24 protein-coding genes are annotated in these 23,441 nt (G+C 63.6%); 16 read left to right on the top strand and 8 right to left on the bottom strand.

Annotated features, from left to right (window positions below):
• Positions 1-65 precede the first annotated feature (65 nt).
• The 5 genes from HFRIS_RS20430 (at position 66) to HFRIS_RS20410 (ending at position 5,553) form a co-directional block, all read left to right on the top strand.
• Complete coding sequence (locus tag HFRIS_RS20430) at positions 66-2,237, top strand: cytochrome c biogenesis protein ResB (RefSeq protein WP_006464895.1); 2,172 nt, start codon at positions 66-68, stop codon at positions 2,235-2,237.
• A gap of 96 nt (positions 2,238-2,333) precedes the next feature.
• Positions 2,334-3,488: a c-type cytochrome biogenesis protein CcsB gene (gene ccsB, locus HFRIS_RS20425; RefSeq protein ID WP_006464894.1), complete on the top strand. Its 1,155-nt coding sequence runs from the start codon at positions 2,334-2,336 to the stop codon at positions 3,486-3,488.
• A gap of 59 nt (positions 3,489-3,547) precedes the next feature.
• Positions 3,548-4,195, top strand: coding sequence for an HAD family hydrolase (locus HFRIS_RS20420; protein WP_006464893.1), 648 nt, complete (start codon positions 3,548-3,550; stop codon positions 4,193-4,195).
• 74 nt (positions 4,196-4,269) lie between these two features.
• Positions 4,270-4,860 (top strand): GNAT family N-acetyltransferase, encoded by a 591-nt coding sequence (locus tag HFRIS_RS20415; RefSeq protein ID WP_006464892.1) that lies wholly within the window; start codon positions 4,270-4,272, stop codon positions 4,858-4,860.
• Positions 4,861-5,298: 438 nt separating this feature from the next.
• Positions 5,299-5,553: a hypothetical protein gene (locus tag HFRIS_RS20410; RefSeq protein WP_006464891.1), complete on the top strand. Its 255-nt coding sequence runs from the start codon at positions 5,299-5,301 to the stop codon at positions 5,551-5,553.
• Positions 5,554-5,683: 130 nt separating this feature from the next.
• On the opposite strand, the gene HFRIS_RS20405 is transcribed toward HFRIS_RS20410, so the two are convergent.
• The 5 genes from HFRIS_RS20405 to HFRIS_RS20385 form a co-directional block, all read right to left on the bottom strand.
• Positions 5,684-6,688, bottom strand: coding sequence for an NAD(P)H-dependent glycerol-3-phosphate dehydrogenase (locus HFRIS_RS20405; protein ID WP_006464890.1), 1,005 nt, complete (start codon positions 6,686-6,688; stop codon positions 5,684-5,686).
• Between the two features lie 11 nt (positions 6,689-6,699).
• Complete coding sequence (locus tag HFRIS_RS20400; RefSeq protein WP_006464889.1) at positions 6,700-7,149, bottom strand: SH3 domain-containing protein; 450 nt, start codon at positions 7,147-7,149, stop codon at positions 6,700-6,702.
• Positions 7,150-7,279: 130 nt separating this feature from the next.
• Positions 7,280-7,774 (bottom strand): protein-export chaperone SecB, encoded by a 495-nt coding sequence (secB, locus tag HFRIS_RS20395; RefSeq protein ID WP_006464888.1) that lies wholly within the window; start codon positions 7,772-7,774, stop codon positions 7,280-7,282.
• A gap of 51 nt (positions 7,775-7,825) precedes the next feature.
• The gene (grxC, locus tag HFRIS_RS20390) at positions 7,826-8,086 is read right to left on the bottom strand and encodes a glutaredoxin 3 (RefSeq protein WP_006464887.1); all 261 of its coding nucleotides are present in this window, start codon (positions 8,084-8,086) and stop codon (positions 7,826-7,828) included.
• A complete protein-coding gene (locus tag HFRIS_RS20385) occupies positions 8,083-8,496 on the bottom strand; it encodes a rhodanese-like domain-containing protein (protein WP_006464886.1) in 414 nt (137 codons plus the stop codon). Before HFRIS_RS20385 ends, grxC begins: the two co-directional genes overlap by 4 nt.
• Positions 8,497-8,650: 154 nt before the next feature.
• On the opposite strand from HFRIS_RS20385, the gene gpmA reads away from it, so the two are divergent.
• From gpmA to HFRIS_RS20345, 7 genes are all read left to right on the top strand, one after another.
• Entirely contained in the window at positions 8,651-9,397 is a 747-nt protein-coding gene (gene gpmA / locus HFRIS_RS20380; protein ID WP_006464885.1) for a 2,3-diphosphoglycerate-dependent phosphoglycerate mutase, read from the top strand.
• 116 nt (positions 9,398-9,513) lie between these two features.
• The gene (locus HFRIS_RS20375; protein WP_234296973.1) at positions 9,514-10,914 is read left to right on the top strand and encodes a murein hydrolase activator EnvC family protein; all 1,401 of its coding nucleotides are present in this window, start codon (positions 9,514-9,516) and stop codon (positions 10,912-10,914) included.
• A gap of 3 nt (positions 10,915-10,917) precedes the next feature.
• Entirely contained in the window at positions 10,918-12,414 is a 1,497-nt protein-coding gene (locus tag HFRIS_RS20370) for a S41 family peptidase (protein WP_006464883.1), read from the top strand.
• Between the two features lie 78 nt (positions 12,415-12,492).
• Positions 12,493-13,248, top strand: coding sequence for a HesA/MoeB/ThiF family protein (locus HFRIS_RS20365; RefSeq protein ID WP_006464882.1), 756 nt, complete (start codon positions 12,493-12,495; stop codon positions 13,246-13,248).
• 411 nt (positions 13,249-13,659) lie between these two features.
• Positions 13,660-14,145: an RNA polymerase-binding protein DksA gene (gene dksA / locus HFRIS_RS20355; protein WP_182993485.1), complete on the top strand. Its 486-nt coding sequence runs from the start codon at positions 13,660-13,662 to the stop codon at positions 14,143-14,145.
• A 349-nt stretch (positions 14,146-14,494) separates the two neighbouring features.
• Entirely contained in the window at positions 14,495-14,890 is a 396-nt protein-coding gene (locus HFRIS_RS20350) for a hypothetical protein (protein WP_006464879.1), read from the top strand.
• A 185-nt stretch (positions 14,891-15,075) separates the two neighbouring features.
• A complete protein-coding gene (locus tag HFRIS_RS20345) occupies positions 15,076-17,142 on the top strand; it encodes a TonB-dependent receptor (RefSeq protein WP_006464878.1) in 2,067 nt (688 codons plus the stop codon).
• Between the two features lie 169 nt (positions 17,143-17,311).
• On the opposite strand, the gene HFRIS_RS20340 is transcribed toward HFRIS_RS20345, so the two are convergent.
• Positions 17,312-17,845 (bottom strand): carboxymuconolactone decarboxylase family protein, encoded by a 534-nt coding sequence (locus tag HFRIS_RS20340; protein ID WP_006464877.1) that lies wholly within the window; start codon positions 17,843-17,845, stop codon positions 17,312-17,314.
• A gap of 168 nt (positions 17,846-18,013) precedes the next feature.
• On the opposite strand from HFRIS_RS20340, the gene HFRIS_RS20335 reads away from it, so the two are divergent.
• Positions 18,014-19,000, top strand: a complete 987-nt coding sequence (locus HFRIS_RS20335; protein WP_006464876.1) for a cupin domain-containing protein — start codon at positions 18,014-18,016, stop codon at positions 18,998-19,000.
• A gap of 46 nt (positions 19,001-19,046) precedes the next feature.
• Here the strand turns inward: HFRIS_RS20335 and HFRIS_RS20330 are convergent, their stop codons facing one another.
• A complete protein-coding gene (locus HFRIS_RS20330) occupies positions 19,047-19,511 on the bottom strand; it encodes an Lrp/AsnC ligand binding domain-containing protein (RefSeq protein WP_006464875.1) in 465 nt (154 codons plus the stop codon).
• Positions 19,512-19,882: 371 nt separating this feature from the next.
• On the opposite strand from HFRIS_RS20330, the gene HFRIS_RS20325 reads away from it, so the two are divergent.
• The 3 genes from HFRIS_RS20325 to HFRIS_RS20315 all read left to right on the top strand — a co-directional run bounded on the left by HFRIS_RS20325 (position 19,883) and on the right by HFRIS_RS20315 (position 23,265).
• Complete coding sequence (locus HFRIS_RS20325; RefSeq protein WP_006464874.1) at positions 19,883-21,019, top strand: branched-chain amino acid ABC transporter substrate-binding protein; 1,137 nt, start codon at positions 19,883-19,885, stop codon at positions 21,017-21,019.
• Positions 21,020-21,290: 271 nt separating this feature from the next.
• On the top strand, positions 21,291-22,301 hold the full coding sequence (gene lhpH / locus HFRIS_RS20320; protein ID WP_006464873.1) for a trans-3-hydroxy-L-proline dehydratase: 1,011 nt from the start codon (positions 21,291-21,293) through the stop codon (positions 22,299-22,301).
• A gap of 25 nt (positions 22,302-22,326) precedes the next feature.
• On the top strand, positions 22,327-23,265 hold the full coding sequence (locus HFRIS_RS20315; protein ID WP_006464872.1) for a delta(1)-pyrroline-2-carboxylate reductase family protein: 939 nt from the start codon (positions 22,327-22,329) through the stop codon (positions 23,263-23,265).
• On the opposite strand, the gene HFRIS_RS25720 is transcribed toward HFRIS_RS20315, so the two are convergent.
• Positions 23,247-23,441 (bottom strand): hypothetical protein (locus tag HFRIS_RS25720; RefSeq protein ID WP_209443035.1); only part of this gene is annotated, 195 nt, incomplete at its 5' end. The two genes, HFRIS_RS20315 and HFRIS_RS25720, sit on opposite strands and share 19 nt — an antisense overlap.

Here is a 23,441-nt window from a genome sequence, read left to right as displayed (position 1 = left end):
TGCCGACCGGCAAGGTGCCCCCCAGGTAAGCGGAACCGGCAGGCCCGGTCCGGTAAGGCAGGAATATGACGACGGGCAGCAGTACCCAAGGAATCCAGATCAGGACCCGCCAGCGCTGGTTGGGAGAGGCGGTCGAACTGATCTCATCGATGCGCTTTGCCATCAGCCTGTTGACGCTGATCGCCATCGCCTCGGTGATCGGTACGGTGATGAAGCAGAACGAGCCGATGCCCAACTACGTCAACCAGTTCGGCCCGTTCTGGTTCGAGATCTTCGCCAAGGTGGGTCTGTACGCGGTCTATTCGGCCTGGTGGTTCCTGCTGATCATGGGTTTCCTGGTGCTGTCGACCTCGCTGTGCATCGCCCGCAACGGTCCCAAGATGCTGCGCGACGCCAAAAGCTGGCGCGACAACGTGCGCGAGCAGTCGCTGCGCAATTTCCATCACAAGCACGAGTGGCAGAGCGGCGAGGCGCCGGCCGAGGCCGCAGCCCGACTGGTGCGGCAGGTGGCGTCCAAGGGCTACAAGACCAAGCTGGCCGACCGGGATGGCGCAATGCTGCTGGCGGCCAAGCAGGGCGCGGCCAACAAATGGGGCTATATCTTCGCGCACGCGGCCATCGTCATCATCTGCCTGGGTGGCTTGCTCGACTCGGACCTGCCGATCCGCTTCCAGCAGTGGTTCTATGGCAAGCAGGCCTTCGCCGGCAACGGCATCATTTCCGAGATTCCTGAACGCTATCGCCTGGGCCTGAACAACCCGACCTTCCGCGGCAATACGCTGATCCCGGAAGGCTCCAGCAGCAGCACGGCCATCATCCCGCAAAAGGATGGCGTGATGATCCAGGACCTGCCCTTCACCATCACGCTCAAGCGCTTCATCATCGATTTCTACTCCACCGGCATGCCCAAGCTGTTCGCCAGCGAAGTGGTGGTGCGCGACCATGAGACCGGCCGCGATACCGCCGCCACCATCAAGGTCAACGAGCCGCTGATCTACAAGGGCGTGGCGATCTACCAGTCCAGCTTCGAGGACGGCGGCAGCAAGCTCAAGCTGGTCGGCTATCCGATGCGGGGCGGTGCCAACGGTCGTTTCGAATTGGCCGGTGAGGTCAACGGCACCACTGCGCTGCCCACCGCGCTGGGCGACTACACCATCGAATGGAGCGGCTTCCGTCCCTTCAATGTGGAAAACATGCAGGCTGCGGCCTCGGGCTCCACTGCCGGCTCCACCTCGGGTGATGCACGCGCGGTCAACGTCGGCAAGAACGTCAATCGCGGCTTCATCGAGGGCCTGGACAAGCACCTGGGCTCCAGTGCCAAGAATGCCAACAGCAAGGACTTCAAGAACGTCGGCCCGAGTGTGCAATACAAGTTGCGCGACAAGACCGGCCAGGCCCGCGAGTATTTCAACTACATGCAGTCGCTGCCCATCGACGGCGCCGACGTCTTCCTGGCCGGCATGCGCGAGCAGCCCGACCAGCCTTTCCGCTACCTGCGCATCCCGGCCGACGACAATGACAGCGTGGCCGAGTGGATGCGCCTGCGCGCCGCTCTGGCCAATCCGGCGCTGCGCGAGGAAGCGGCTCGCCGCTATGCCCAGCAGGCCATCAGCAGCGGGCGCGACGCCTCGCCGGTGCTGCGCGAGCAGCTGCAGCAGTCGGCGCTGCGCGGCCTGTCCATCTTCGCCGGTGACGGCAAGGTGTCCGGCTATATCGCCGTGACCCGCTTCCTGGAGCAACTGCCGTCGGCCGAACAGGAAAAGGCCGCCGATATCTTCATGAAGATCCTCAACGGCAGCATGTGGGAGCTCTGGCAGGCGGCCCGCGCCAAGGATGGCCTGGCGGCGGTGAGCAGCGACGAGAAGCATGGTCGCTTCCTGCAGCTTTCCATCAATGCGCTGGCTGATGCCGCCTTCTATCCGGCCCCGGTGTTCCTGCAACTATCGGGCTTCCAGGAGATCAAGGCATCGGTGCTGCAGGTGACGCGTTCGCCGGGCAAGAAGGTGGTCTACCTGGGCTGTCTGTTCCTGGTGCTGGGCGTGTTCGCGATGCTGTACATCCGCGAGCGCCGTCTGTGGATCTGGATCAAGCCGGCCGCCGATGGCCAGGGCAGCCAGGCGCTGATGGCCATGAGCACCCAGCGCCGTACGCTGGACTTCGACAAGGAATTCGAGCAGATGAAGGGCCGCCTCTCGGGGGCGGCATCGCCGGCCGCAAGCGGGACCGGTAAAGATTGAACATGCCGCCGACGTATGGCGGTTATCATCCGGGGCAGATCAGCGCGCCAGCCGCTTTGGCTGGCACCGCCCGGGACAGCAGCAGTGGAGAACACAATGGAACTGACCCAAGCAAACCAGGCCTATTCTGAAGAACAGGGCTTCTTCCGTCGCCTTGGCATCGTCGACTGGCTCTACGCCGCCCTGCTGGTGGCCGGCGCGCTGTACGCCTTCGGGCGCTTCGGCGCCTACATGGATTACTACGAGAAGGCGGTGCTGCTGCTGGCCGCGCCCACCTTCGCCTGGCTGGGCTGGCACTGGAAACCGGTACGCCTGCTGATGGTGGTGATCGCGGTGCTCTCGCTGGGTGCCATCGCCATGTACGGCGGCGCCCTGGAGCTGGCCGACAAGAAGTTCTTCCTGAAATACATGCTCTCCAGCCAGTCCGCCATTCTCTGGATGAGTGCGCTGTTCTGCCTGTCCACCCTGTTCTACTGGGGCGGCCTGGCCACCACCGCCGGCACCGGCAACGCCATCGGCTCGCGCCTGTGCTGGGCGGCCGTGGTGCTGGGCTTTACCGGGCTGATGGTGCGCTGGTACGAGTCCTACCTGATCGGACCGGACGTGGGCCACATCCCCATTTCCAACCTGTATGAAGTCTTCGTCCTGTTCTGCCTGATCACGGCGCTGTTCTACCTGTATTACGAAGAACGCTACGCCACCCGCCAGTTGGGCGCCTTCGTGCTGACCGTCATCACGGCGGCGGTGGGCTTCCTGATGTGGTATACCGTCTCGCGGGATGCGGCCGAGATCCAGCCCCTGGTACCGGCGCTGCAAAGCTGGTGGATGAAGATCCACGTGCCGGCCAATTTCATCGGTTATGGCACCTTCGCCCTGGCCGCCATGGTGGCCGTGGCCTATCTGCTGCGCGAGCGTGGTTACCTGGCCGATCGCCTGCCCCCGCTGGAGGTGCTGGATGATGTGATGTACAAGGCCATCGCCGTCGGTTTCGCCTTCTTCACCATCGCCACCATCCTGGGTGCGCTGTGGGCGGCCGAAGCCTGGGGCGGCTACTGGTCGTGGGACCCGAAGGAAACCTGGGCGCTCATCGTCTGGCTCAACTACGCGGCCTGGCTGCACATGCGCCTGATGAAGGGCCTGCGCGGCCGTGCTGCCGCCTGGTGGGCGCTGGTCGGCCTGCTGGTGACGACCTTCGCTTTCCTGGGAGTCAATATGTTCCTCTCGGGTCTGCATTCCTACGGCGAACTTTGACGGCGTCGGCGGCTCCTTGATCAGGGCGGCCTCGCCCCCCTGAACCACAAGGAGCAAGCATGAACGACAGCACCCTGACGCCCGAACTGGTCATCTTCGATTGCGACGGCACCCTGGTCGACAGCGAAGTGGTGGCGGCGCGGGCCTGGTCCGAGTACGTGGCCAACTATGGCGTGAGCCTGAGCGCTGAGGAAGCGCTGGCGCGCTTTCGCGGCGTCAGCATGAAGTGGTGCATTTCCCACATCGAACAATTGCACGGCCAGGCGCTGCCCGCCCATTTCGAAGAAGAATTGCGCGCGCTGATGGGCAGCCTGCTGGAGCAGCACCTGCAGCCGATCAGCGGTGCCGTGGAGATGCTGGAAAAGCTGCACCTGCCCTTCGCCCTGGCCTCCAACGCGCCGCATCACAAGATTGAGCTGTGCCTGCGCGTCACCGGCCTGCTGCCGCATTTCGCCGGGCGTATCTTCAGCGCCTACGATGTGCAGCGCTGGAAACCCGATCCCGCGCTCTTCCTGTTTGCCGCCGAACGCCTGGGCGTGCCGCCGCAGCGCTGCGCGGTGGTGGAGGACAGCCTGCCGGGCGTGCAGGCGGGTCTGGCGGCCGGCATGAAGGTGATCGCCCTGCAGGAGCATGCGCCGCACCCGGAGCTCCCCACCGGCGTGGCCGTCATCACCCACCTCGGACAACTGCATGCGCAGCTTGCCTAAGCGCAGGCTTTCCAAGCAATGGCCGGCTTCGGTAAGATCACTCACACTTTTCACCCTGGGTAACCTTGGAAAGCATGCTCCACCCCATCGACCGCGAACGGCAGATCATCTATTGCGACCGGGCCATCGAAGTGCGCCCCCTGGGTTTGCGCGAAGCGCCGGCATTGTTCGACGCCGTGCGCCAATCGATGCAGGCGATCAGCCAGTGGGAGGCCTGGTGCACCCCGGATTACAGCCTGGTCGACGCCAAGCTGTTCCTGCAGCGCGCCATCGAGCAATGGCAGGTCCATGCTGCCTATGACTTCAACATCATCGATCGCACCAACGACCTGGTGATCGGGTCGGTTGCCGTCAATCAGGTCAGCCAGCTGAACCAGATGGCCAACCTGGGCTATTGGATCCGTGAAGGCTATACCGGCCGCGGCATCGCCGCCGTGGCGGCCCGGGCCGCGGCCGCCTTCGCCTTTGCCAAGACCGGCCTCACCCGCCTGGAGATCGTGGCCCAGGCCGGCAATCTGCGCAGCCAGCGGGTCGCGGAGAAAACCGGGGCGACGCTGGAATGCCTGGCCCGCAATCGCCTGGTATTTCATGGCGAGCCACGCGATGCCACCGTCTTTTCACTGGTCCCAAGCGACCTGGGACGGCCGGTACCGGTGCATACCTGACCCCTGTCGCATCCCCCGATAAAAATGCCGGCAGGTAATTTTCTGTCGCTTTTTCGTCGTCTGAACTGAAATAAAGATACGTTTCGCAACAAAATTTTTGATCAGTCTTTGGTCAGAAAACCTGCACAATCCCGTCCATTCTGACAGCGCTGTCAGCCTTGATGGCTGCGGGTTTGCGCCTTTTTTGCGGGGCCGCATAAAAAGATTGTCGTGAAGTAATTTCGATTTGGCTGACAAAATACTGACTTTTCACGTATTCCAAATCGCTGCTCGGGCGTTACATAGCTAAAGCGCTGTCAAGAAACGTAGCGCTTTGTGTATCTGGAGCAGTTTCCCGGAATCAGGCAGCAAGCAACATCTTCCGGGGCGCTGCGTGTTCTCCCGAAAAAAACTCAGGACGGGAGAACGTTGAGCGTCAGCGACGTAAGAGGAAATACGATGCAAGCCATACAACGCAACAAGACCACGAACAATAATCACGCCGGCCGCGCCGCCCAACAATACGTCATGGGCGGGGAAGCGCGTACTTCCCGCCTGGCCAAGCGCCTCAAGGGTGCCGAGGCGGTACATCAGGACGATGATTGCAACGCGCGTTACGACAAGATCTCCAAGCAGATGGATGACGCGCTGGAGGGCGGTTCGCCCCAGCGCTTCAAACGTCCCAAGATGGAAAGCGACATCATCGCGCGTTGATGCCTGCTCAATGAAAAACAGCCGGAGGCAGGTCCGCTCCGGCTGTCATTTTCTCCAGCATGGGCTGCTGGCGTGAGGTTTTCTGAATTTTCGTCACGCAGCCCCGGGGGCCAAGCCTGGAGGTCCAGGCCTAGAGATTTTCCTCGCGCGGGTCCCGTGCCAGTAGCCGGGCAACCATTTCCTGCACCGAAACGCCATCGAACAGGGCCGCCGCCACCGCATCGGTGATCGGCATATCGATGCCTTTTTCGCGTGCCAGTGCGCGCACCGCCTGTGCACAGCGCACGCCTTCGGCAACGTGACCCAGCTCGGTCACGATATCTTCCAGCTTCTTGTTCTGCGCCAGCCCCAGCCCCACGCGACGGTTGCGGGAGAGGTCGCCGGTGCAGGTCAGGATCAGGTCACCCACGCCCGAGAGTCCCATGAAGGTCTCGGGACGCCCGCCCAGCGCCACCCCCAGCCGGGTGATTTCTGCCAGACCGCGGGTGATCAGCGCAGCGCGGGCATTCAATCCCAGTTGCAGGCCATCGGCCACGCCAGTGGCGATGGCCAGGATGTTCTTGACCGCGCCGCCAATCTCCACCCCCACCAGGTCATCGCTGGAATAGATGCGGATATTGTTGCCATGTACGGCCTTGACCACGCGCTCGCACAGGGCAGCGTCGGCACCGGCGATGGTCAGCGCGCAAGGCAGGCCGCGCGCCACTTCCTGCGCAAAGGACGGCCCCGACAGCACGCCGGCCGGCAGGTCGCTGCCCAGGACCTCCTGCACGACCTGATGCGGCAACAGGCGCGTACCTTCTTCCAGCCCCTTGCACAGCCAGACCAGGTTGGGAATCGGGTGATGGCGCAGATGGCCCGCCAGTTCACGCAGACCGGAGACCGACGAAGCGGCGATCAGCAGCGACTCGGCCGGGTCGGCGCAGACATGCTGTACGGCGGCGTCGAAATCGGAACCGACCTGCAGCTCCGGCGGCAGTGCAAATCCGGGCAGGTAGAGGCGGTTTTCGCGCTGCTGGTCGGCTTCCTGCATGGCCTCGGCATTGCGGCCCCACAGCACGACCTGATGCTTGCGCGCCAGCGGGATGGCCAGTGCGGTTCCCCATGCGCCGGCGCCCAGAATGGTGATCTTCATGGCAGGTCCGTTCAGTCGCCCCAGACGTCGCCGGCCTTCACGAAGCCGCTCTGGCCATCGCGATGGCGCACTTTGACCCAGCCGTTGTTGGGGCTCTCCAGCATTTCCAGCAGGACCGACTTGTCGGCGCTGAAGACCACCGGGCTGCTTTCATCGGCCGCATTGAAGACGCGGGCGTTGGTCGCCGACACCACCAGCATGCGCTTGGGCGTGAGGGTCTTGGACTGGACCCAGGAAAGGGTTCCGGCGGCATCCCTGACCTTGCTCCATTCGCCATAGGTCAAGACCACTTCCACCGGCATGCCACGCGGCGCAACGTAGACACGACGACCTTTCTCGGAAGGAGCGTCGTACATGATGGCGGGGGCCGCACCGACCGACTTGAAGTCCAGGGCCAGGGCATCCTTGGCCATGAAGGCGCCGAGCAGGGTGGCGGAAAGAATCAGGGACAGGCGTTTCATTGAGAAAGTCTCCGCAGAAGGGAAAGCGCCGCAGCGTGGGCTGCGGCGGCTTGGTGTCGTGCCGGCAGGCCGCAGGGGATGCGGCCGTCCGGCAGGCGGACAAGTGCTGAAAGCAGATGGTGAAACCGGATCAGTTGACGGCGGTGGAGCCGTTGTTGACCAGGGTCGCGCCTTGCTGCTCGGCCAGCGCCTGCAGGCGCTGCTGGTAGAACACCTCGAAGTTGATCTCGGCCAGGTGCACCGGCGGGAAACCGGCGCGGGTGATGGCGTCGGCGATGTTGGCGCGCAGGTACGGGTAGATGATGTTGGGGCAGCCGATGCCCAGCAGCGGGTCCAGCTGTTCGGCGGGCACGTTGCGGATCTCGAAGATGCCGGCTTGCTTGCCCTCGACCAGGAAGGCGACCTTGTCCTTGACCTTGGCGGTCACGGTGATGGTCACGGTCGATTCGAAGACGCCTTCAGCCAGCGCCTCGGCACCGACGTCCACCGACACTTCGATCGAGGGGGCTTCCTGCTCCAGGAAGATGGCCGGCGAATTCGGCTGTTCCAGTGACAGATCCTTCAGGTAGACGCGCTGGATCTGGAAAACGGGTTGCTCTTGGGCTTCTTGGTTCTGTTCCGACATGGATTTCTTTCAGGTTCGGTGAATCGATAGGGGAGGTTTGCTGCCCTGGCGTCAGGCTTGCAGCAGCGGGTCCAGCTTGCCGGCGCGATCCATTGCGTTCAGATCGTCAAATCCGCCGACATGGGTGTCGCCGATATAGATCTGTGGCACGGTGCGGCGGCCGGTCTTTTGCATCATCAGCTCGCGCTGTTGAGGTTCGAGGTCCACGCGGATCTTGTCGATCTGCGTGATCCCCTTGCTGGCGAGCAAGCGCTCGGCCATCATGCAATACGGGCATACGGCGGTGCAGTACATCGTGACCGGGGCGCTCATTTTGCCTCCTTGGTGGTCAGCGGCAGGCCCTGGCCCTGCCAGGCGTCGATGCCGCCATGCAGGCCGTAGACCTCGGTAAAACCGGCTTTCTTGAGCGAACCCTCGGCGCGATTGGCCTGGGTGCCGTTCTTGCAGACCACGATGACCGGACGGCCCTTCATCTTGTCCAGTTCGCCGATGCGCTGCGGCAACTCCTTCAGAGGGATATTGCGGGCTTCGCGCAGGTGGCCGGCGGCGAATTGTTCCGGTTCACGCACGTCCAGCACCAGCACCTTGCCCTGGTTGAGCATCTGCGTGGCCTGCAGCAGGCTGAGCTTGTTGCCACGCTGTTGCAGGTAGGGAACCAGCAGGGTACCGCCAGAGACCAAGGCCAGGGCGATCAGGAAAATATTGTCGATGATGAATTTCACGGCAGTCCAATGAGTTTACTGAATCCCGGCATTATAAAATAGAAGCATTCGTGGTTTGCATCCGGACCGAACAGTCTAAGGTCTGCACCCGGTCTCGCGTAGTCGACCTTGGGGCAACCGCACCGCTTTCTCCATCATCAAAACTAGTCCCGCTATGTACAAAATCGTATTCATGCGCCACGGCGAATCGACCTGGAACCTGGCCAACCGCTTCACCGGCTGGGTCGATGTCGACCTCACCGAAAAAGGCGTGGCCGAAGCCCGTCAGGCCGGCAAGCTGCTCAAGGAAGCCGGTTTCTCCTTCGACCTGGCCTATACCTCGGTGTTGAAGCGCGCCATCCGCACCCTCTGGACCACGCTGGATGAAATGGACCAGATGTACATCCCCATCAAGAACGACTGGCGCCTGAACGAACGCCACTACGGCGCCCTGCAAGGTCTGAACAAGGCCGAGACCGCCGCCCAGTATGGCGACGAGCAGGTGCTGGTCTGGCGTCGCAGCTACGACACCCCGCCCAACCCGCTGACCCCGGGCGAAGAGCGCGATGCCTTCGGCGACGCCCGCTACGCCGGCCTCTCGCGCGAACAGGTGCCGCTGACCGAATGCCTGAAGGACACCGTGGCCCGCGTGCTGCCGGCCTGGAACGACTCCATCGCCCCGGCCATCCGCGCCGGCAAGCAGATCATCATCTCCGCCCACGGCAACAGCCTGCGCGCCCTGATCAAGTACCTCGACGGCATCAGCGACAACGACATCGTCGGCCTGAACATCCCCAACGGCCAGCCGCTGGTCTATGAGCTGGACGCCGACCTGAAGCCCATCAAGAGCTACTACCTGGGTGACCAGTCCGCCATCGAGGCAGCACTCAAGGCCGTGGCCAATCAAGGGAAGTCGAAATAAAACTGCGTTTCTCCAGCAAGGCGCCGGCCGCACTGGCCGCGTCCGTTCCCGGCAAGTGCACAGCACCGGCGCGCCCCGACCCGTTGGCCGACGCGCTGCGGGGACGTTTGCGCCCGCTGGTCCACGCACTGGCCGGATTGGCGTGCCTGTGGCTGGCACTGTCTGCAGCCCAGGCCCAGCCGATCACCGAACGGACCAGGCAAAAGCAGGCCGCCGAGAAGGAACGTGCCGACCTGCAGCAGCGCCTGACCAGCCTCAAGCGCGACATCGACCAGACCGAAACTGCCAAGGACAACGCCGCCGACGCGCTGGCCGTCTCCGAACAGGCCATCTCCAAGGCCAACCGGTCTCTGCGCGACCTGGCCCAGGAACAGCAGGAAACCGAGTCCCGCCTGGCACAACTGGTCAAGCAGCTCAATGAGCTCACTGCCCTGGTCAACGCCCAGCAGGCCCAGCTTTCCAGGCTGCTGCGCGAGCAGTACGTGGCCGGCAATGAAGATCGCATCAAGTTGCTGCTCTCCGGGGACAACCCCAATCGCATCAACCGCGAATTGCAGTACATGGGGTATGTCTCCCAGGCCCAGGCCAGGTTGATCGAAACCCTGCGCGCCAACCAGCAGGCCATCCGTGCCAACAAGGCCGACACGCAGAACGCCAAGTACGAACTGGAAGAAATCGCCCAGGAAGAACTGGAACAGAAGAAGGTCCTGGAGCGCGAAAAGGGCCGTCGCCAGACCCTGTTGTCGCAACTCTCCACCAAGCTCAATGCCCAGCGCCAGGAGGTCGGTCGCATCGAGCAGGACCAGCAGCGCCTCTCCAGTCTGGTGGACAAGCTGGCGCAGATCATCGAACAGCAGAAAAAGGCCGAAGCCGAAGCCCGCGAAAAGCGGCGCCAGGAACAATTGGCCAAAGCCAGGGCCGAACGCGAGAAGCGGCTGGCTGAACAGCGCGCCCGGGCGGCCGAGCGCGCCGCCGAAGCGGCACGGGCCGCCAGGGAGGGCAAGCCGGTACCGAAACAGCCCGACCCGGCCGACGCCATCGACGATGACGAACCGCCGCAGAGCACTTCCCTGGCGCGCAACGACACCCTGCCCGAGCCGCAGTCGGACAATTTCGGCAAGCCCTTCGCCAGCCTGCGCGGCCAGCTGCACCTGCCGGTCAAGGGTGACCTGACATCGAAATTCGGCAGTCGCCGGGGTGACGGACCGACCAGCCGGGGCCTGTTCATCCGCGCCCACGAAGGCTCGGAAGTGCGCGCCGTGGCGGCCGGCCGGGTGGTCTTCGCGGACTGGTTGCGCGGCTTCGGCAACCTGATCATCGTGGATCACGGCAATCAGTACATGACGATTTATGGCAACAACCAGTCGGTGCTCAAACGTGCCGGCGATGTGGTAAAAGCGGGCGACACTATTGCTACTGCAGGCAACAGCGGCGGTAACGAGCAATCGGGTTTATACTTTGAAATGCGGTATCAAGGCCGCGCATTCGACCCACTGGGGTGGGTAACTACTAGGTGACACATGGGCAGCAAACTCAAGAATATCGGTTTGATCGGGTTGGGCATGGTGGCAGGCGCCACCGCGATGATTCAGTTCGACGCCATCGCGCAGAAGAATGCAACGGCGTCGCTGCCCCTGGAGGAGCTGCGCCAGATGGCCGACGTGTTCGGCCTCATCAAGTCGGATTACGTCGAGCAGGTCGACGACAAGAAGCTGCTGACCGAAGCCATTTCCGGCATGGTTGCCTCGCTTGATCCGCACTCCGCCTATCTGGACAAGAAGGCCTACAAGGAACTGCGCGAAGGCACCATGGGCAAGTTCGTGGGCCTGGGTATCGAAGTCGGCATGGAAGATGGCTACGTCAAGGTCATCTCCCCGATCGAGGATTCGCCGGCCTTCCGCGCCGGGATCAAGGCCGGTGACCTGATCACCCGCCTGGACAGCACCCCGGTCAAGGGCCTGACCCTGGATGAAGCCGTCAAGAAGATGCGCGGCGAACCCAACACCAAGATCACCCTGACCATCGCCCGCAAGGAAGAGGACAAGCCCATCATCCTGACCATCACCCGTCAGGAGATCCGCGTGCAGAGCGTCAAGTCCAAGGTCATCGAACCCGGCTACGCCTGGCTGCGCGTGACCCAGTTCCAGGAGCCGACGGTGGACGACATGTCCAAGAAGCTGGCCGCCATCTACGCCCAGGAGCCCAACCTGAAGGGCATCGTGCTGGACCTGCGCAACGATCCGGGCGGCGTGCTGCCGGGCGCCATCGGCGTGGCTGCAGCCTTCCTGCCCAAGGATTCGGTGGTGGTGTCCACCAACGGCCAGCTGCCCAGCTCCAAGCAGACGTTCTATGCCAAGCGCGAATACTACGCCGCCAACCCGCTGTCGGACCCGCTGTCGCGCCTGCCGGATGCCATCAAGAAGGTGCCGATGGTGGTCCTGATCAACAGCGGCTCGGCCTCGGCTTCCGAAATCGTGGCCGGCGCCCTGCAGGATTACAAGCGCGCCACCATCATGGGTACCCAGTCCTTCGGCAAGGGTTCGGTGCAGTCGGTGATCGCCCTGCCGCCGGAAAAGAACACCGCCGTCAAGCTGACCACCGCCCGCTATTACACGCCCAAGGGTCGTTCCATCCAGGCCCGTGGCATCGTCCCGGACATCATGGTGGACGAATTCCCCGATGGCGATGGCCTGAACGGCCTGCGCCTGCGTGAAGCCGACCTGTCCAAGCATCTCTCCAACGACACCGACAAGTCGGCCGAAGTGAAGGCGCAAGCCCTGGACGAGCAGTCGGAAGAACGCCTGATCGCCGCCGAGAAGAAGCGCAAGCCGCTGGAATTCGGTAGCAAGGACGACTTCCAGCTGGGGCAAGCCCTGAACCATCTCAAGGGCTTGCCGGTGAAGGTCTCCAATGCCAAGCCGGAAGTGCGCAACGAAGAGGGCAAGAACGCCACCCCGGTCAAGGACGAGCGCAAGGACAACAAGGCGCCGGCCGAGAAGATCGACACCACCAAGTAATCCGCCGCCCTCGGGCTGGCACACCGGGCCGCTAGCTAGCGGCCCTTTTTCATTACTGGAACGAGGCACGACCTGACCATGGATGACCAACAGCTGCTGCGCTATTCGCGCCACATCCTGCTCGACGAGATCGACATCGAGGGCCAGACCCGGCTGCTGCAGGGGCATGCCCTGGTGATCGGCGCCGGCGGGCTGGGCTCGCCGGCGGCCATGTATCTGGCTTCGGCCGGCGTGGGCCATATCACTCTGGTCGACCATGACACGGTGGACCTGACCAACCTGCAGCGCCAGATCATGCACACCACCGCGCGCGTCGGCCAGCCCAAGGTCGACTCCGGCCGCGAGGCGCTGCAGCAGATCAACCCCGGTGTGCAGGTCACGGCACTGGCCGAGCGGGTCGAAGGCGAACGCCTGCAGGCGCTGGTGGCCGATGCCGATGTGGTGCTGGACTGCAGCGACAACTTCGCCACCCGCCACGCCGTCAACCGCGCCTGCGTGGCGGCCGGTGTGCCGCTGGTCTCGGGCGCGGCCATCCGCTTCGACGGCCAGGTCAGCGTCTTCGACAGCCGCCAGGAAAAGGCCCCCTGCTATGCCTGCCTGTTCCCGCCCGAGCGCGAGTTCGAGGAAGTGCAATGTTCCACCATGGGCGTCTTCTCGCCGCTGGTAGGCATCATCGGCACCATGCAGGCGGCCGAGGCCATCAAGCTGCTGGCCGGCATCGGTCGCTCCCTGGCCGGGCGCCTGCTGCTGCTGGACGCCCGCGAGATGGAATGGACCTCGATCACCGTGGGCCGCGACCACCAGTGCCCGGTCTGCGCGCAGCGGCACGACTGAGCGCCGTAGCTTGCTGCCCGGTCTTCTGGTATAAACTCGGTTGGATGTTGCAATGCAATTGCTACGCGGCATCAAGCCAGGCTGATGTCCGGAACGACCATAATTCATAAGCGCGATCAGCCCGCCCTGCCTTGCCCGTCAAAGGGGAGTCATGAACCGCTCCATGAACCACCGCGCCGCCGGCGCGTCGCTGCCCGAGGTCAGGATCCTGTTGTGCCCGAGGCTTGGCATCCGGAATCGTTGGTGTACAATCCTTGACCGCGAAAAAGCGTACGCCATCGGCCTGCAGGCCAGCCCGGAGATCCCGCAACGGCCCCACCGAGCGTCAACGTCAATCGAAGAGGTGCCCACGCGGCTAGGGAAGTGGATTCAAAAGCGACCTGTTCCGGCAGCCAAGTATCAGCCGGGATAATGGATATAGTTGAAAAACCCGTAGTATTGAAAGTAAGCGAAGTGGCAACCAAGACTCCCAAAACTACCCCTGCAGCGCAGTTGCTGACCGAGGAACAAATCCTCAAGATGGACGAGAAGGACTACATGAACGAAGCGCAGCTTGCTTTCTTCAAGGCCCGTCTCCAGCAGCTGGAAAAGGATCTGCTCAAGAACGCGGATGAAACCACCGAACACCTGCGCGAAACCGTGCTGGTGCCGGATCCGGCCGACCGCGCCACCATCGAGGAAGAACACGCCCTCGAACTGCGTACCCGTGACCGTGAACGCAAGCTGCTCAAGAAGGTGCAGCAGTCCATCGTGTCCATCGACAACGGCGAGTACGGATGGTGCGAAGAGACCGGCGAACCGATCGGCATCCCGCGTCTGCTGGCGCGCCCGACCGCGACCCTGTCGCTGGAAGCGCAGCAACGCCGCGAGTTGAAGCAGAAGCTCTACGGCGACTGATCCCCGCCCCGCAGGATGAAGCCTGTGCCGCGACGCGGCCAGGCATGGCGCCGGCAGCCCGTGTTGCCGGTGCAGGATCATTGACCCCGGTTTTTCGGACTGGCCAGCTATGAGCCACGGGGTAGAATCCTTCATATCCGAATTTAAAGACCACCGGTAGTACTGCATGTTGAGCGGCATTGCAGGGTGTTCGATGTCAGTACCTTCAGTTCATCGTCAGTAGCCCCTGAAAAAGCTGCAAACGCGGTCGAAGCTGTTGCGTCATCCGTATTGCACTGGTCTGCCCGCCTCTGCCCTGTTTTGTGTTGCGTGTGTTTGCAGCCCTGTCGTCCACTTGCCGATCCGTTCCATGAACCGACTGCGTTCCCTGCGTAGCTTCACCGTCATTGCCATGCTGGCGATGTCGTTGCTGTTCGCGCAGATGCTGGGGTTTGTCCACGGCATCGCGCACGCGGGCTGGGCACCGGGCACGGTGCACTCGCTGATCAGCGACGCCCTCTTCGACGAAGCCGAGCCGGCCTCGGTCAGTACCGGTCAGGATGCGCATGTGCACGGTCCCCATGCCCACGACCTGCATCACTCCTGCGTCGCCTACGATGCCGCAGCCCTGTCGGCCGGTGTCCATTTCAGTTTCCCTCCCTTGCCGCTGTTGCCGCCGCTACGCGTGCTGGCCCTGTGGCTGGCGTTCTCCTCGTGGGACGCCCCGCTCAACTGCCATTTCTCCTCCCGCGCCCCGCCGCGCTGAATTCCTTCCCCTCGCAAGACCCATCTGACTGGTTGCCGGTTGTCCCTCGCGCCTCCGTATGCCGCGCGCCCTCGTCCCTGACGAGGCGCCTGCGTACGGGCGCGTGCTGACGGCCGGTGTATCCGCGCCGCCTGTCTCCACCAGAACAGGACAGGCAGCGCCTCGCGCAAAACAAGGAATTCACAATGGCTTTCCAACGCCAACTCATTGCTTCGGCCGTCCTCACCGCCCTGGCTGCCTGGTCCATGTCCGCTACGGCCCAGACCACCTCTGCGACCACCACTGACTCCGCCGCGCTGGCCTCCACCCCGCCGGCTGCGCCCGCACCAGCGCCCCTGCAACCCATCGTCGTCACCGCCACCCCCTTCGCATCACAGGAAGACGTGCAGGTGCTCGCGCCCGCCAAGGTGATCACCGGCGACGAACTGCGCAACAAGCTCGGCAACTCCCTGGGCGACACCCTCTCCGGCGAACTGGGCGTGTCGGCCTCGGCCTTCGGCGCCGGTGCATCGCGTCCCATCATCCGCGGCATGGAAGGCCCGCGCGTGATGATCCTGCAGAACGGCATGGGCGTCTCCGATGTTTCCACCGTCTCCAACGACCACGCCGTCGCCACCGAAGCCGCCACTGCGCGCCAGATCGAAATCCTGCGTGGCCCGGCCGCGCTGCTGTACGGTTCGGGCGCCATCGGCGGCCTGGTCAACGTGGTCAATGACCGCATCCCGACCGAACTGGTGGGCAAGCCCACCGGCACCGTCGAAGCCCGCTACGGCACCGTGGACGGCGAAAAGAACAGCTCCTTCTCGCTGGACACCTCGGCCGGCCAGATCGGCCTGCACCTGGACGGCAACTATCGCGACACCGACAACTACAAGATCCCCGGTAATGCGCGCCAGGGCGATACCGCCAGCGCCTCCGGTCGCCTGCCCAATTCCTTCACCCACGAGACCAGCCTGGGGGCCGGCATTTCCTACGTCGCCAACTGGGGCTATATCGGCCTGTCGGCGGCAACCCTGGATGATCACTACGGCATCCCCACCGATGAAATGTCCTTCATCGACCTACACCAGAACCGCTACGACCTCGACACCGTCGTCAACAACCCGTTTGCCGGCATCGAGAAATTCCGCTTCCGCATGGGTTATACCGATTACACCCATATCGAAAAGGAGCAGGATGGCACCCCCGCCACGGTGTTTGCCAACCGCGCCCTGCAGACCCGCTGGGAGTTGACCCACGCACCGCTGGCCGGTTGGCACGGTAGCTTCGGCATACAGACCGAGCAGAGCAATTACTCGGCCCTGTCGGCCGACACCGGCGCGGCCGAACTGACTCCGCCGACCCGTTCCACCTCGTTTGCCGGCTTCCTGGTCGAAGAACGCCAGTTCGGCCAGGTGCTGGTCAGCGCCGGCCTGCGCGGCGAGAGTGTCAAGCGCAGTCCCGACAGCGGCAGCGGCCTGCCAGGACGGGACTTCAGCCTGCTGTCCTGGTCCACCGGTGCCCTGTGGAGCTTCCAGCCGGGCTATGGCCTGGGCCTGACCTATTCGTTCGCCCAACGCGCACCGACGGTGGAAGAGCTGTACTCCAACGGCCCGCACGAATCGACCGCCACCTTCGACATCGGCGATAACCAGCTGAAGAAGGAAACTTCACACAACATCGAACTGAGCCTGCAGAAGACCGAAGGCCTGGTGCGCTGGAAGGGCAATGTCTTCCGCAACAAGGTCAACAACTACATCTACGGCCGTACCAACGGCCAGGTCGATGACAGCGGTGCTGCAGATCCCACCGGCGAATTCACCCAGCGCTTCTGGTCGCAGGCCGACGCCACCATCCGTGGCGTGGAAGCCGAGGTCAGCTACAACTGGAACGGCGAAGGCCTCTCCAGCCGGGTCTTTGCCGACACCTCGCGTGGCACCCTCGATAGCCTCGGCAACCTGCCCCTGCAGCCGGCCACCCGCTATGGCGTCGAGATGGCCTACAAGACCGGCCCCTGGGCCAGCGGCGTGAAGGTGTTGCGCGCCCAGAAGCAGGATCGCCTGGCCTCCTTCGAAAACTACGAGACCCCGTCCTATACCCAGCTGGACGCCAACCTGTCCTACACCCAGCGCCTCAATGGCGTGAAGCTGACCTGGTTCGCCCTGGCGCGCAATCTCCTGAACCAGGACATCCGCCTGTCCACCTCGGTGCTGCGTGAATCGGTGCCACTGGGTGGCCGCAACTTCATCGTGGGGGTGCGCAGCGCCTTCTGATCGCTGATCCACGACCGACAGGTCAGCGGACCGGATCCGCTGGCCCCTCCAGTGCGAGCGGGAGACTGCGCCTCCCGCCAGCGCGGCTTGCCCGGCCGTCTCCGCAAGGAGGCGCCGGGCTTTTTTTGCGCCCCGGGTCGGGGCGCGCTGGATCAACTGCATGGCCGCATCACGGTGCCGGCGGGAAGTCCAGAACGGTGTCGTTCACACGGTTGAACAGGTTGGTGAAGGTGATCGCAGTCACGGCCAGCAAGGTATCGACGATCTGCGCATCGCTATAGACAGCCCGCACGCGCGCCACCACGTCGGCCTCGACGGTGCCGCTGCTGCCCACCAGCAGGCGGGCGAAATCGGCCAGCACGTCCAGCTTGTCGTCGCCGGAGGCCTGGCCGTGGCGCACGCCCTGGATGGCCTGGGCCGACAGACCGACCTTCTTGCCCATCAGCGAGTGCGCCGCCAGGCAGTAGTCGCAACCGGCCTTTTCGCTCACGGCCAGCTTGATGGCTTCGATTTCCTGGGCCGACAGGCTGCTCTTGCGCAGAGCGCCATCCAGATGCAGGGCCGATTCCAGGGCGACCGGGCTGAGCGAGCCGATGCCGGCGTAGGCATTGGGCACCATGCCGACAGCCGACTTGATGGCGGCAAACAGTTGGGCGGCCTGGCCGGTGGCTTCGGTAACGGGGGTAGTGGTAAGACGGGGCATGACAGTTCTCCTGTGAGAGGTTAGCGCCGGCGTTGGCGGGATTGCCGTGAGTGCCGTGTTGCGCATGGATGTACTGTAGGCCTGTAGCTTGAAATTATGAATGCTTGAAAATGACTTAAAATTGCTCAAAAAACTCAACCACCCTGAATTAGTTGAAGGAATCCGCCGATGGACGCGCTCAGTCGTCTCCTCTCTCTCCACCCCGTGCGAGCCGGGCTGGATATCCGCTGCCGCTTCGGCCAGCCCTGGAACCTGCCCAATCCGGCCTTGCCCACCGGGGTGGCCCCGTATCACTTCATCCTGGAAGGGCAGGCCCAACTGCAGCTGCCCGATAGCGAAGCCCTGACCCTGCAGGCCGGCGACCTGGTGATCCTCACCCGTGGCGCCGCCCACCATCTCTCCATCGCTCCCGCCACCCCTGCCACCCAGGCCAGTCCTGTGCGCCTGGGCAGCACGGCGGCGCCGGTCATGCTGCATGTCAACGATGACCAGGGCGGAGGCAGCCAGCCTCTCTCCGATTTCCTCTGTGGACAATTTCATTTCGAGGCCCCGCATTCCAACGCTCTGATGCAGGCCCTGCCCGAGCTGCTGCTGGTGCGCAGCGCCGAACTGCCCGAAGGCGATGGCCTGCGCACGCTGGCCACGCTGTTGCGCAACGAATGCGGCGGCGCCGATGGACAGGGCGAACTGCGCTCCGGCGCCCAGGCCGTGGTGGCCGGGCTGGCAGCGGCCCTGTTCGGCCTGGCCCTGCGCGCCTGGCTGGCACGGGGCGGTCCACAACCGGGTTTGCTGGCGCTGCTGGCGCATCCGGTCTTGCAGAGCGCGATGCAGGCCATGCTGGAATCACCCCAGGAGGACTGGCCGCTGCCGCGCCTGGCCGGCCTGTGCCACATGTCGCGTGCCACCTTCGTGCGACGCTTCCAGGAAGTGGGCGGTACCACACCCGGTGAGGTTCTGCAGCAGTTGCGCATGGCGCGCGCCGCCCGCCTCTTGAGCTACAGCAAATTGGGCACGGCACAGATCGGCGAAGCAGTGGGTTATCAGTCGGAAGCTGCCTTCAACCGCGTCTTCAAGAAATACAGCGGACTCGGGCCGGGTGCCTACCGGCGCAGGAGCAGGGCCGCAGAGGCGGTGGGAGAAGAGGGCGGGGGCTAGCGCAGGGGAGGAGGGGGGAGGCGGAGGGGAGGAGGGGCGGCGGGATTCAGCGGATCGGCAGGCGGATGGTGTTCTTCACCTCTTCCATCACCGCATAGGTATGTGTCTCGCGCACGCCTTTGAGCTGCAGCAGCGACTTGCCCAGGAATTCTCGATAGGCATTCATGTCCTTGACCCGCGACTTGACCAGATAGTCGAAGCCGCCCGCCACCATGTGGCATTCCATGATCTCGGGAATGCTCTGCACGCTCTTCTTGAACTCGGCGAAGACATCCGGCGTGGTGCGGTCCAGCACCACCTCGATGAACACCAGCAGCGACACATCGAGCAATTCCGGATTCAACTGCGCCGCAAAACCCAGGATATAGCCTGCCTCCTGCAGCTTGCGCACCCGTTCCAGGCAGGCTGCCGGCGACAGGTTCACACGGGCGGCGAGATCGACGTTGCTGATGCGACCGTCGTTTTGCAGCTCCGCCAGAATTTTCTTGCTGATCTTGTCGAGTCCGGCCATGGTTTCTGAACTTTATTCAGTTAAAAAAATTTAGAGTGAATTTTATACTGATTATAAAGGGAATAAACGCGCCTAATATCAAGGAAGAGTCAATAGAATCCTCCCTCATAAAAAACACAACGTAATGCGGGCATGAAGCGCCGGAAACGGCCTTCTGCGCGGATGACAGCAGTATCTCGGCCAGAGTGTTGACGAGTTTTGTTTTGCCAGGGCTTGCCTGCGCTTACCCCTGTATTCGCAGAAAGTACAGCATCAACGGAATTGCATCGCCCGCGCCCACAAGGCGCGGGGTGGCGCAAATCCTGCTTTTCCAGCGTTTTCAATGCAATCACCAACCGCAGTCTGACTTTCTAGAAGAGAGGAAACACCCCATGTTCAAGCGCGTCTCCGGACTCAACATCATCGCAGCCTCGCTGGCGCTGATCCCCGCCTTCGCCATGGCGCAAGAAGCGCAGGTCGTGAAGATCGGTTTCTCCAGCCCCCTGACCGGTCCCCAGGCATCAGCCGGCAAGGACAACCAGGGCGGTCTGATGATGGCAGTCGAGCGTCTGAATGCGCAACCCATCACCGTGGGCGGCAAGAAGATCAAGTTCGAAGTCATCGCCGAAGACGACCAGGCCGATCCCAAGCAGGGCGTGGCCGTGGCACAGAAGCTGGCTGACCAGGGTGTCAAGGCCATCGTCGGTCCCTACAACTCGGGCGTGACCATCCCCGCCTCGCGCGTCTACAACGATGCCGGCATCGTGGTGGCCACCGTCGCCTCCAACCCCAAGATCACCCAGCAAGGTTTCGCCACCCTGTTCCGCGTGGCCGCCAGCGACAGCCAACTGGGCGGCAAGATGGCCCTGTACGCAGCCAAGGAGCTCAAGCTCAAGCGCGTGGCCGTGATCGATGACCGCACCGCCTACGGCCAGGGCCTGGCCGAGGAATTCGCCAAGGTCGCCAAGGCCAACGGCATCGAAGTGGTCAGCAAGGACTTCACCAACGACAAGGCCACCGACTTCACCGCCATCCTGACCTCGATCAAGGGCAAGAAGCCCGACGCCGTGTTCCTCGGTGGTTATGCTCCGCAAGGCGGCCCGATCAAGCGCCAGATGAAGCAACTGGGCATCGACGTCCCCCTGATGGGCGGCGACGGCATCTGCTCGCCGGAAATGGGTCGTCTGGGTGGCGACGCCATCGGCGAGACCGTCTACTGCACCCAGGGCGGCACCATGCTGGACAAGGCCAAGGACGGCAAGATCTTCTCCGACGACTACCAGAAGAAGTACAGCCGTCCTGCCGAAACCTATGCAGTCTCGTTCTATGACGGCATGATGCTGATCGCCCAGGCCATGAAGCAGGCCAACTCCATCGAGCCCAAGGCCTTCGGCCCGGCCCTGGCCAAGATCAGCTACAAGGGCGTGGCCGGTCAGTACGACTTCGACGCCAACCACGACCTGAAGCAATCGCCCGTGACTGTCTATCGCTTCAAGGACGGCCTGCCGGTCCCCCTGACCAGCTACTGATCGGTCCGCCAGACGGCCTGATCCAGCCGCCCGCTTTTGCGGGCGGCGCGCCAGGCCTCCCGTACCCCGCTCCAGAGATCTACATCCCCGCTTCCCGCCGGCCCAGGCCGGCTCGGGAGCGGTTTGTCGCACCCGCTTGGCCCCGCTTGTACCCGCTTATACCCCGCCTGTGCCCAGCTTGAGGCTGCAAGGCGGGCCATTTCGCCGGCCGGCGCGGCACAGTGTTAGGCTGTGCCTTTGGCGGCGCGCAGCATACCCGGAAGGAAGTCACATGCTCAGCTACACCCGTACCGTCCAGACCATCGATGCCCACACCGGCGGCGAACCGTTGCGCATCGTCGTCTCCGGGCTGCCCAAGATCCCCGCCGGCACCATCCTGCAGCAGCGCGCCTGGCTGCGCGAACACCGCGACGACCTGCGCTGTTTCCTCATGAACGAGCCGCGCGGCCACGCCGACATGTATGGCGCCTACCTGCTGCCGCCGGTCACCGCCGGTGCCGACTTCGGCGTCATCTTCATCCACAACGAAGGCTATAGCGACATGTGCGGTCACGGCATCATCGCCCTGGGCAAGGTGCTGGTCGAAATGGGTTACGTCGAGCGCACGCAGCCGCAGACCCGCATCTGCTTCGATGCCCCGGCCGGCTTCATCGAAGCCTTCGTCGAGTGGGACGGTGTGCGTGCCGGCAAGGTCAGCTTCAACAACGTGCCGGCCTTCATCTATCGTCGCGATGTCGAGGTACAGACCCCCAGCTTTGGCAAGATCACCGGTGACATCGTCTTCGGCGGCGCCTTCTACTACTACATCAACGCCGCCCAGGCCGGCCTGACCGTCAAGCCCGAACTGGTGCGCCAGCTGATCCAGCTGGGCGCCGAGACCAAGGCCGCGGTCATCGCCAAGGTCGCCATCCAGCATCCGCTGGAGCCCGGCCTCAATACACTGTATGGCACCATCATCGACAGCGAACCCAATTTCCCCGGTGCCGATCAATCCAATGTCTGCATCTTCGCCGACCGCGAGGTGGACCGCTCGCCCACCGGCACCGGTACCTCCGGCCGCGCCGCCCAACTGTTCCTGCGCGGACAGCTGGCGCTGAACCAGGGCTACGTCAACGGCAGCATCGTCGGCAGCAATTTCGGCGTGCGCGTGACTGCCGCCACCCAGGTCGGCGAGTTCGATGGCGCGCTCACCGAAGTCAGCGGCCATGCCCACATCATGAGCACCAACCAATGGGTGCTGGAAGAGTCCGATCCCTTCCCGACCGGCTTCTTCCTGCGCTGAGCGCCCCCTTCGAGACAGGACTTCCATGCACATCCTCGATCCCCACCAGAGCGCCCAGGCGCTGCCCTATGCGGCCCTGGTCGATGCCCTGGCACGCGCCGCGCAGGAACTGGCCAGCGGCGCCATCCGCGCGCCCGAACGCCAGGTCGTTCCCATCGATGCCGCCAGCGTCCTGCTGGGCATGCCGGCCATTGCCGAGGACCTCTCGGTGACCAAGCTGATCACCGTCCACGCCGACAATGCGCGCCATCACCTGCCCGCGATCCAGGGCGAGGTCATCGCCTTCGACACCCACACCGGCCGCCGCCTGGCGCTCATGGATGGTCCCACCGTCACCGGCCGTCGCACCGCCGCCATGAGCATGCTGGGCATACGCACCCTGTTGCCGCGCAGGCCGCAATCGGCACTGCTGATCGGCACCGGTGCCCAGGCCGCCGCCCACGCCGATGCCCTGGTCGAGTATTTCGGCGTATCGCAATTCTGGGTCGCCGCACGCGACCTCGACCGCACCCAGGCTTTCTGCCGCGCTATCAGCGAACGTCATCCGCAGGCCGTGGCCAGTCCACTCCCGGCACGGATGTTGCAAGAGGAATTGCCACGCACCGACGTGGTGATCGCCATGACCACCTCGCGTGTGGCGGTGATCCCCGAAGGGATCGCACCGGATACCCTGGCCATTGGCGTGGGGGCCTTCAAGCCTGACATGGTGGAGTTCCCGGCCACGCTGTTGCATGCCCGTCGCATCGTCGTCGATGACCTGCCCGGATCGCACCACGAGGCGGGTGATCTGATCCAGGCCAAGGTCGATTGGGCGCAGGTGGTGGGTATCGCCGACGTGCTGGCCGGCAAGGCGCCGGCCGCCACGCTGCACAAGGACGGGGCACTGCCGGTGTTCAAGACCGTGGGCCAGGCGTCCTGGGACCTGGCTGCTGCGCGCGTAATGCGTCAAACCTTGGGGCTCTGAAATTGAACGTGCAATCGCAGGAAATTTGATAAATAATTTACGGTTTTCTGCGATTGCGGTTTTCCTTGCGGCTGTTGTTCCTCTTTTTTTCGTCTTTCATTCATTTTTTTCCGCGTTTTTTTCGCATTCCCCTTTTGCAGTTTTTCATATAAATCATCCTCCACAAGGAGACACCG

It is taken from the genome of Herbaspirillum frisingense GSF30, assembly GCF_000300975.2.
GTDB lineage: Bacteria > Pseudomonadota > Gammaproteobacteria > Burkholderiales > Burkholderiaceae_D > Herbaspirillum > Herbaspirillum frisingense.
This window is presented reverse-complemented; position numbering and strand designations above follow the sequence as displayed.

What these genes read in the sequence shown, in the direction of transcription:
- gpmA (WP_006464885.1), top strand. Translation starts at nt 8,651, where the DNA reads ATGTACAAAATCGTATTCATGCGCCACGGCGAATCGACCTGGAACCTG.
- HFRIS_RS20335 (WP_006464876.1), top strand. Translation starts at nt 18,014, where the DNA reads ATGGACGCGCTCAGTCGTCTCCTCTCTCTCCACCCCGTGCGAGCCGGG.
- HFRIS_RS20410 (WP_006464891.1), top strand. Translation starts at nt 5,299, where the DNA reads ATGCAAGCCATACAACGCAACAAGACCACGAACAATAATCACGCCGGC.
- HFRIS_RS20405 (WP_006464890.1), bottom strand. Translation starts at nt 6,688, where the DNA reads ATGAAGATCACCATTCTGGGCGCCGGCGCATGGGGAACCGCACTGGCC.
- HFRIS_RS20325 (WP_006464874.1), top strand. Translation starts at nt 19,883, where the DNA reads ATGTTCAAGCGCGTCTCCGGACTCAACATCATCGCAGCCTCGCTGGCG.
- HFRIS_RS20430 (WP_006464895.1), top strand. Translation starts at nt 66, where the DNA reads ATGACGACGGGCAGCAGTACCCAAGGAATCCAGATCAGGACCCGCCAG.
- HFRIS_RS20420 (WP_006464893.1), top strand. Translation starts at nt 3,548, where the DNA reads ATGAACGACAGCACCCTGACGCCCGAACTGGTCATCTTCGATTGCGAC.
- HFRIS_RS20370 (WP_006464883.1), top strand. Translation starts at nt 10,918, where the DNA reads ATGGGCAGCAAACTCAAGAATATCGGTTTGATCGGGTTGGGCATGGTG.
- ccsB (WP_006464894.1), top strand. Translation starts at nt 2,334, where the DNA reads ATGGAACTGACCCAAGCAAACCAGGCCTATTCTGAAGAACAGGGCTTC.
- HFRIS_RS20400 (WP_006464889.1), bottom strand. Translation starts at nt 7,149, where the DNA reads ATGAAACGCCTGTCCCTGATTCTTTCCGCCACCCTGCTCGGCGCCTTC.
- HFRIS_RS20415 (WP_006464892.1), top strand. Translation starts at nt 4,270, where the DNA reads ATGCTCCACCCCATCGACCGCGAACGGCAGATCATCTATTGCGACCGG.
- lhpH (WP_006464873.1), top strand. Translation starts at nt 21,291, where the DNA reads ATGCTCAGCTACACCCGTACCGTCCAGACCATCGATGCCCACACCGGC.
- grxC (WP_006464887.1), bottom strand. Translation starts at nt 8,086, where the DNA reads ATGAGCGCCCCGGTCACGATGTACTGCACCGCCGTATGCCCGTATTGC.
- HFRIS_RS20365 (WP_006464882.1), top strand. Translation starts at nt 12,493, where the DNA reads ATGGATGACCAACAGCTGCTGCGCTATTCGCGCCACATCCTGCTCGAC.
- dksA (WP_182993485.1), top strand. Translation starts at nt 13,660, where the DNA reads ATGGATATAGTTGAAAAACCCGTAGTATTGAAAGTAAGCGAAGTGGCA.
- HFRIS_RS20330 (WP_006464875.1), bottom strand. Translation starts at nt 19,511, where the DNA reads ATGGCCGGACTCGACAAGATCAGCAAGAAAATTCTGGCGGAGCTGCAA.
- secB (WP_006464888.1), bottom strand. Translation starts at nt 7,774, where the DNA reads ATGTCGGAACAGAACCAAGAAGCCCAAGAGCAACCCGTTTTCCAGATC.
- HFRIS_RS20345 (WP_006464878.1), top strand. Translation starts at nt 15,076, where the DNA reads ATGGCTTTCCAACGCCAACTCATTGCTTCGGCCGTCCTCACCGCCCTG.
- HFRIS_RS20340 (WP_006464877.1), bottom strand. Translation starts at nt 17,845, where the DNA reads ATGCCCCGTCTTACCACTACCCCCGTTACCGAAGCCACCGGCCAGGCC.
- HFRIS_RS20315 (WP_006464872.1), top strand. Translation starts at nt 22,327, where the DNA reads ATGCACATCCTCGATCCCCACCAGAGCGCCCAGGCGCTGCCCTATGCG.
- HFRIS_RS20350 (WP_006464879.1), top strand. Translation starts at nt 14,495, where the DNA reads ATGAACCGACTGCGTTCCCTGCGTAGCTTCACCGTCATTGCCATGCTG.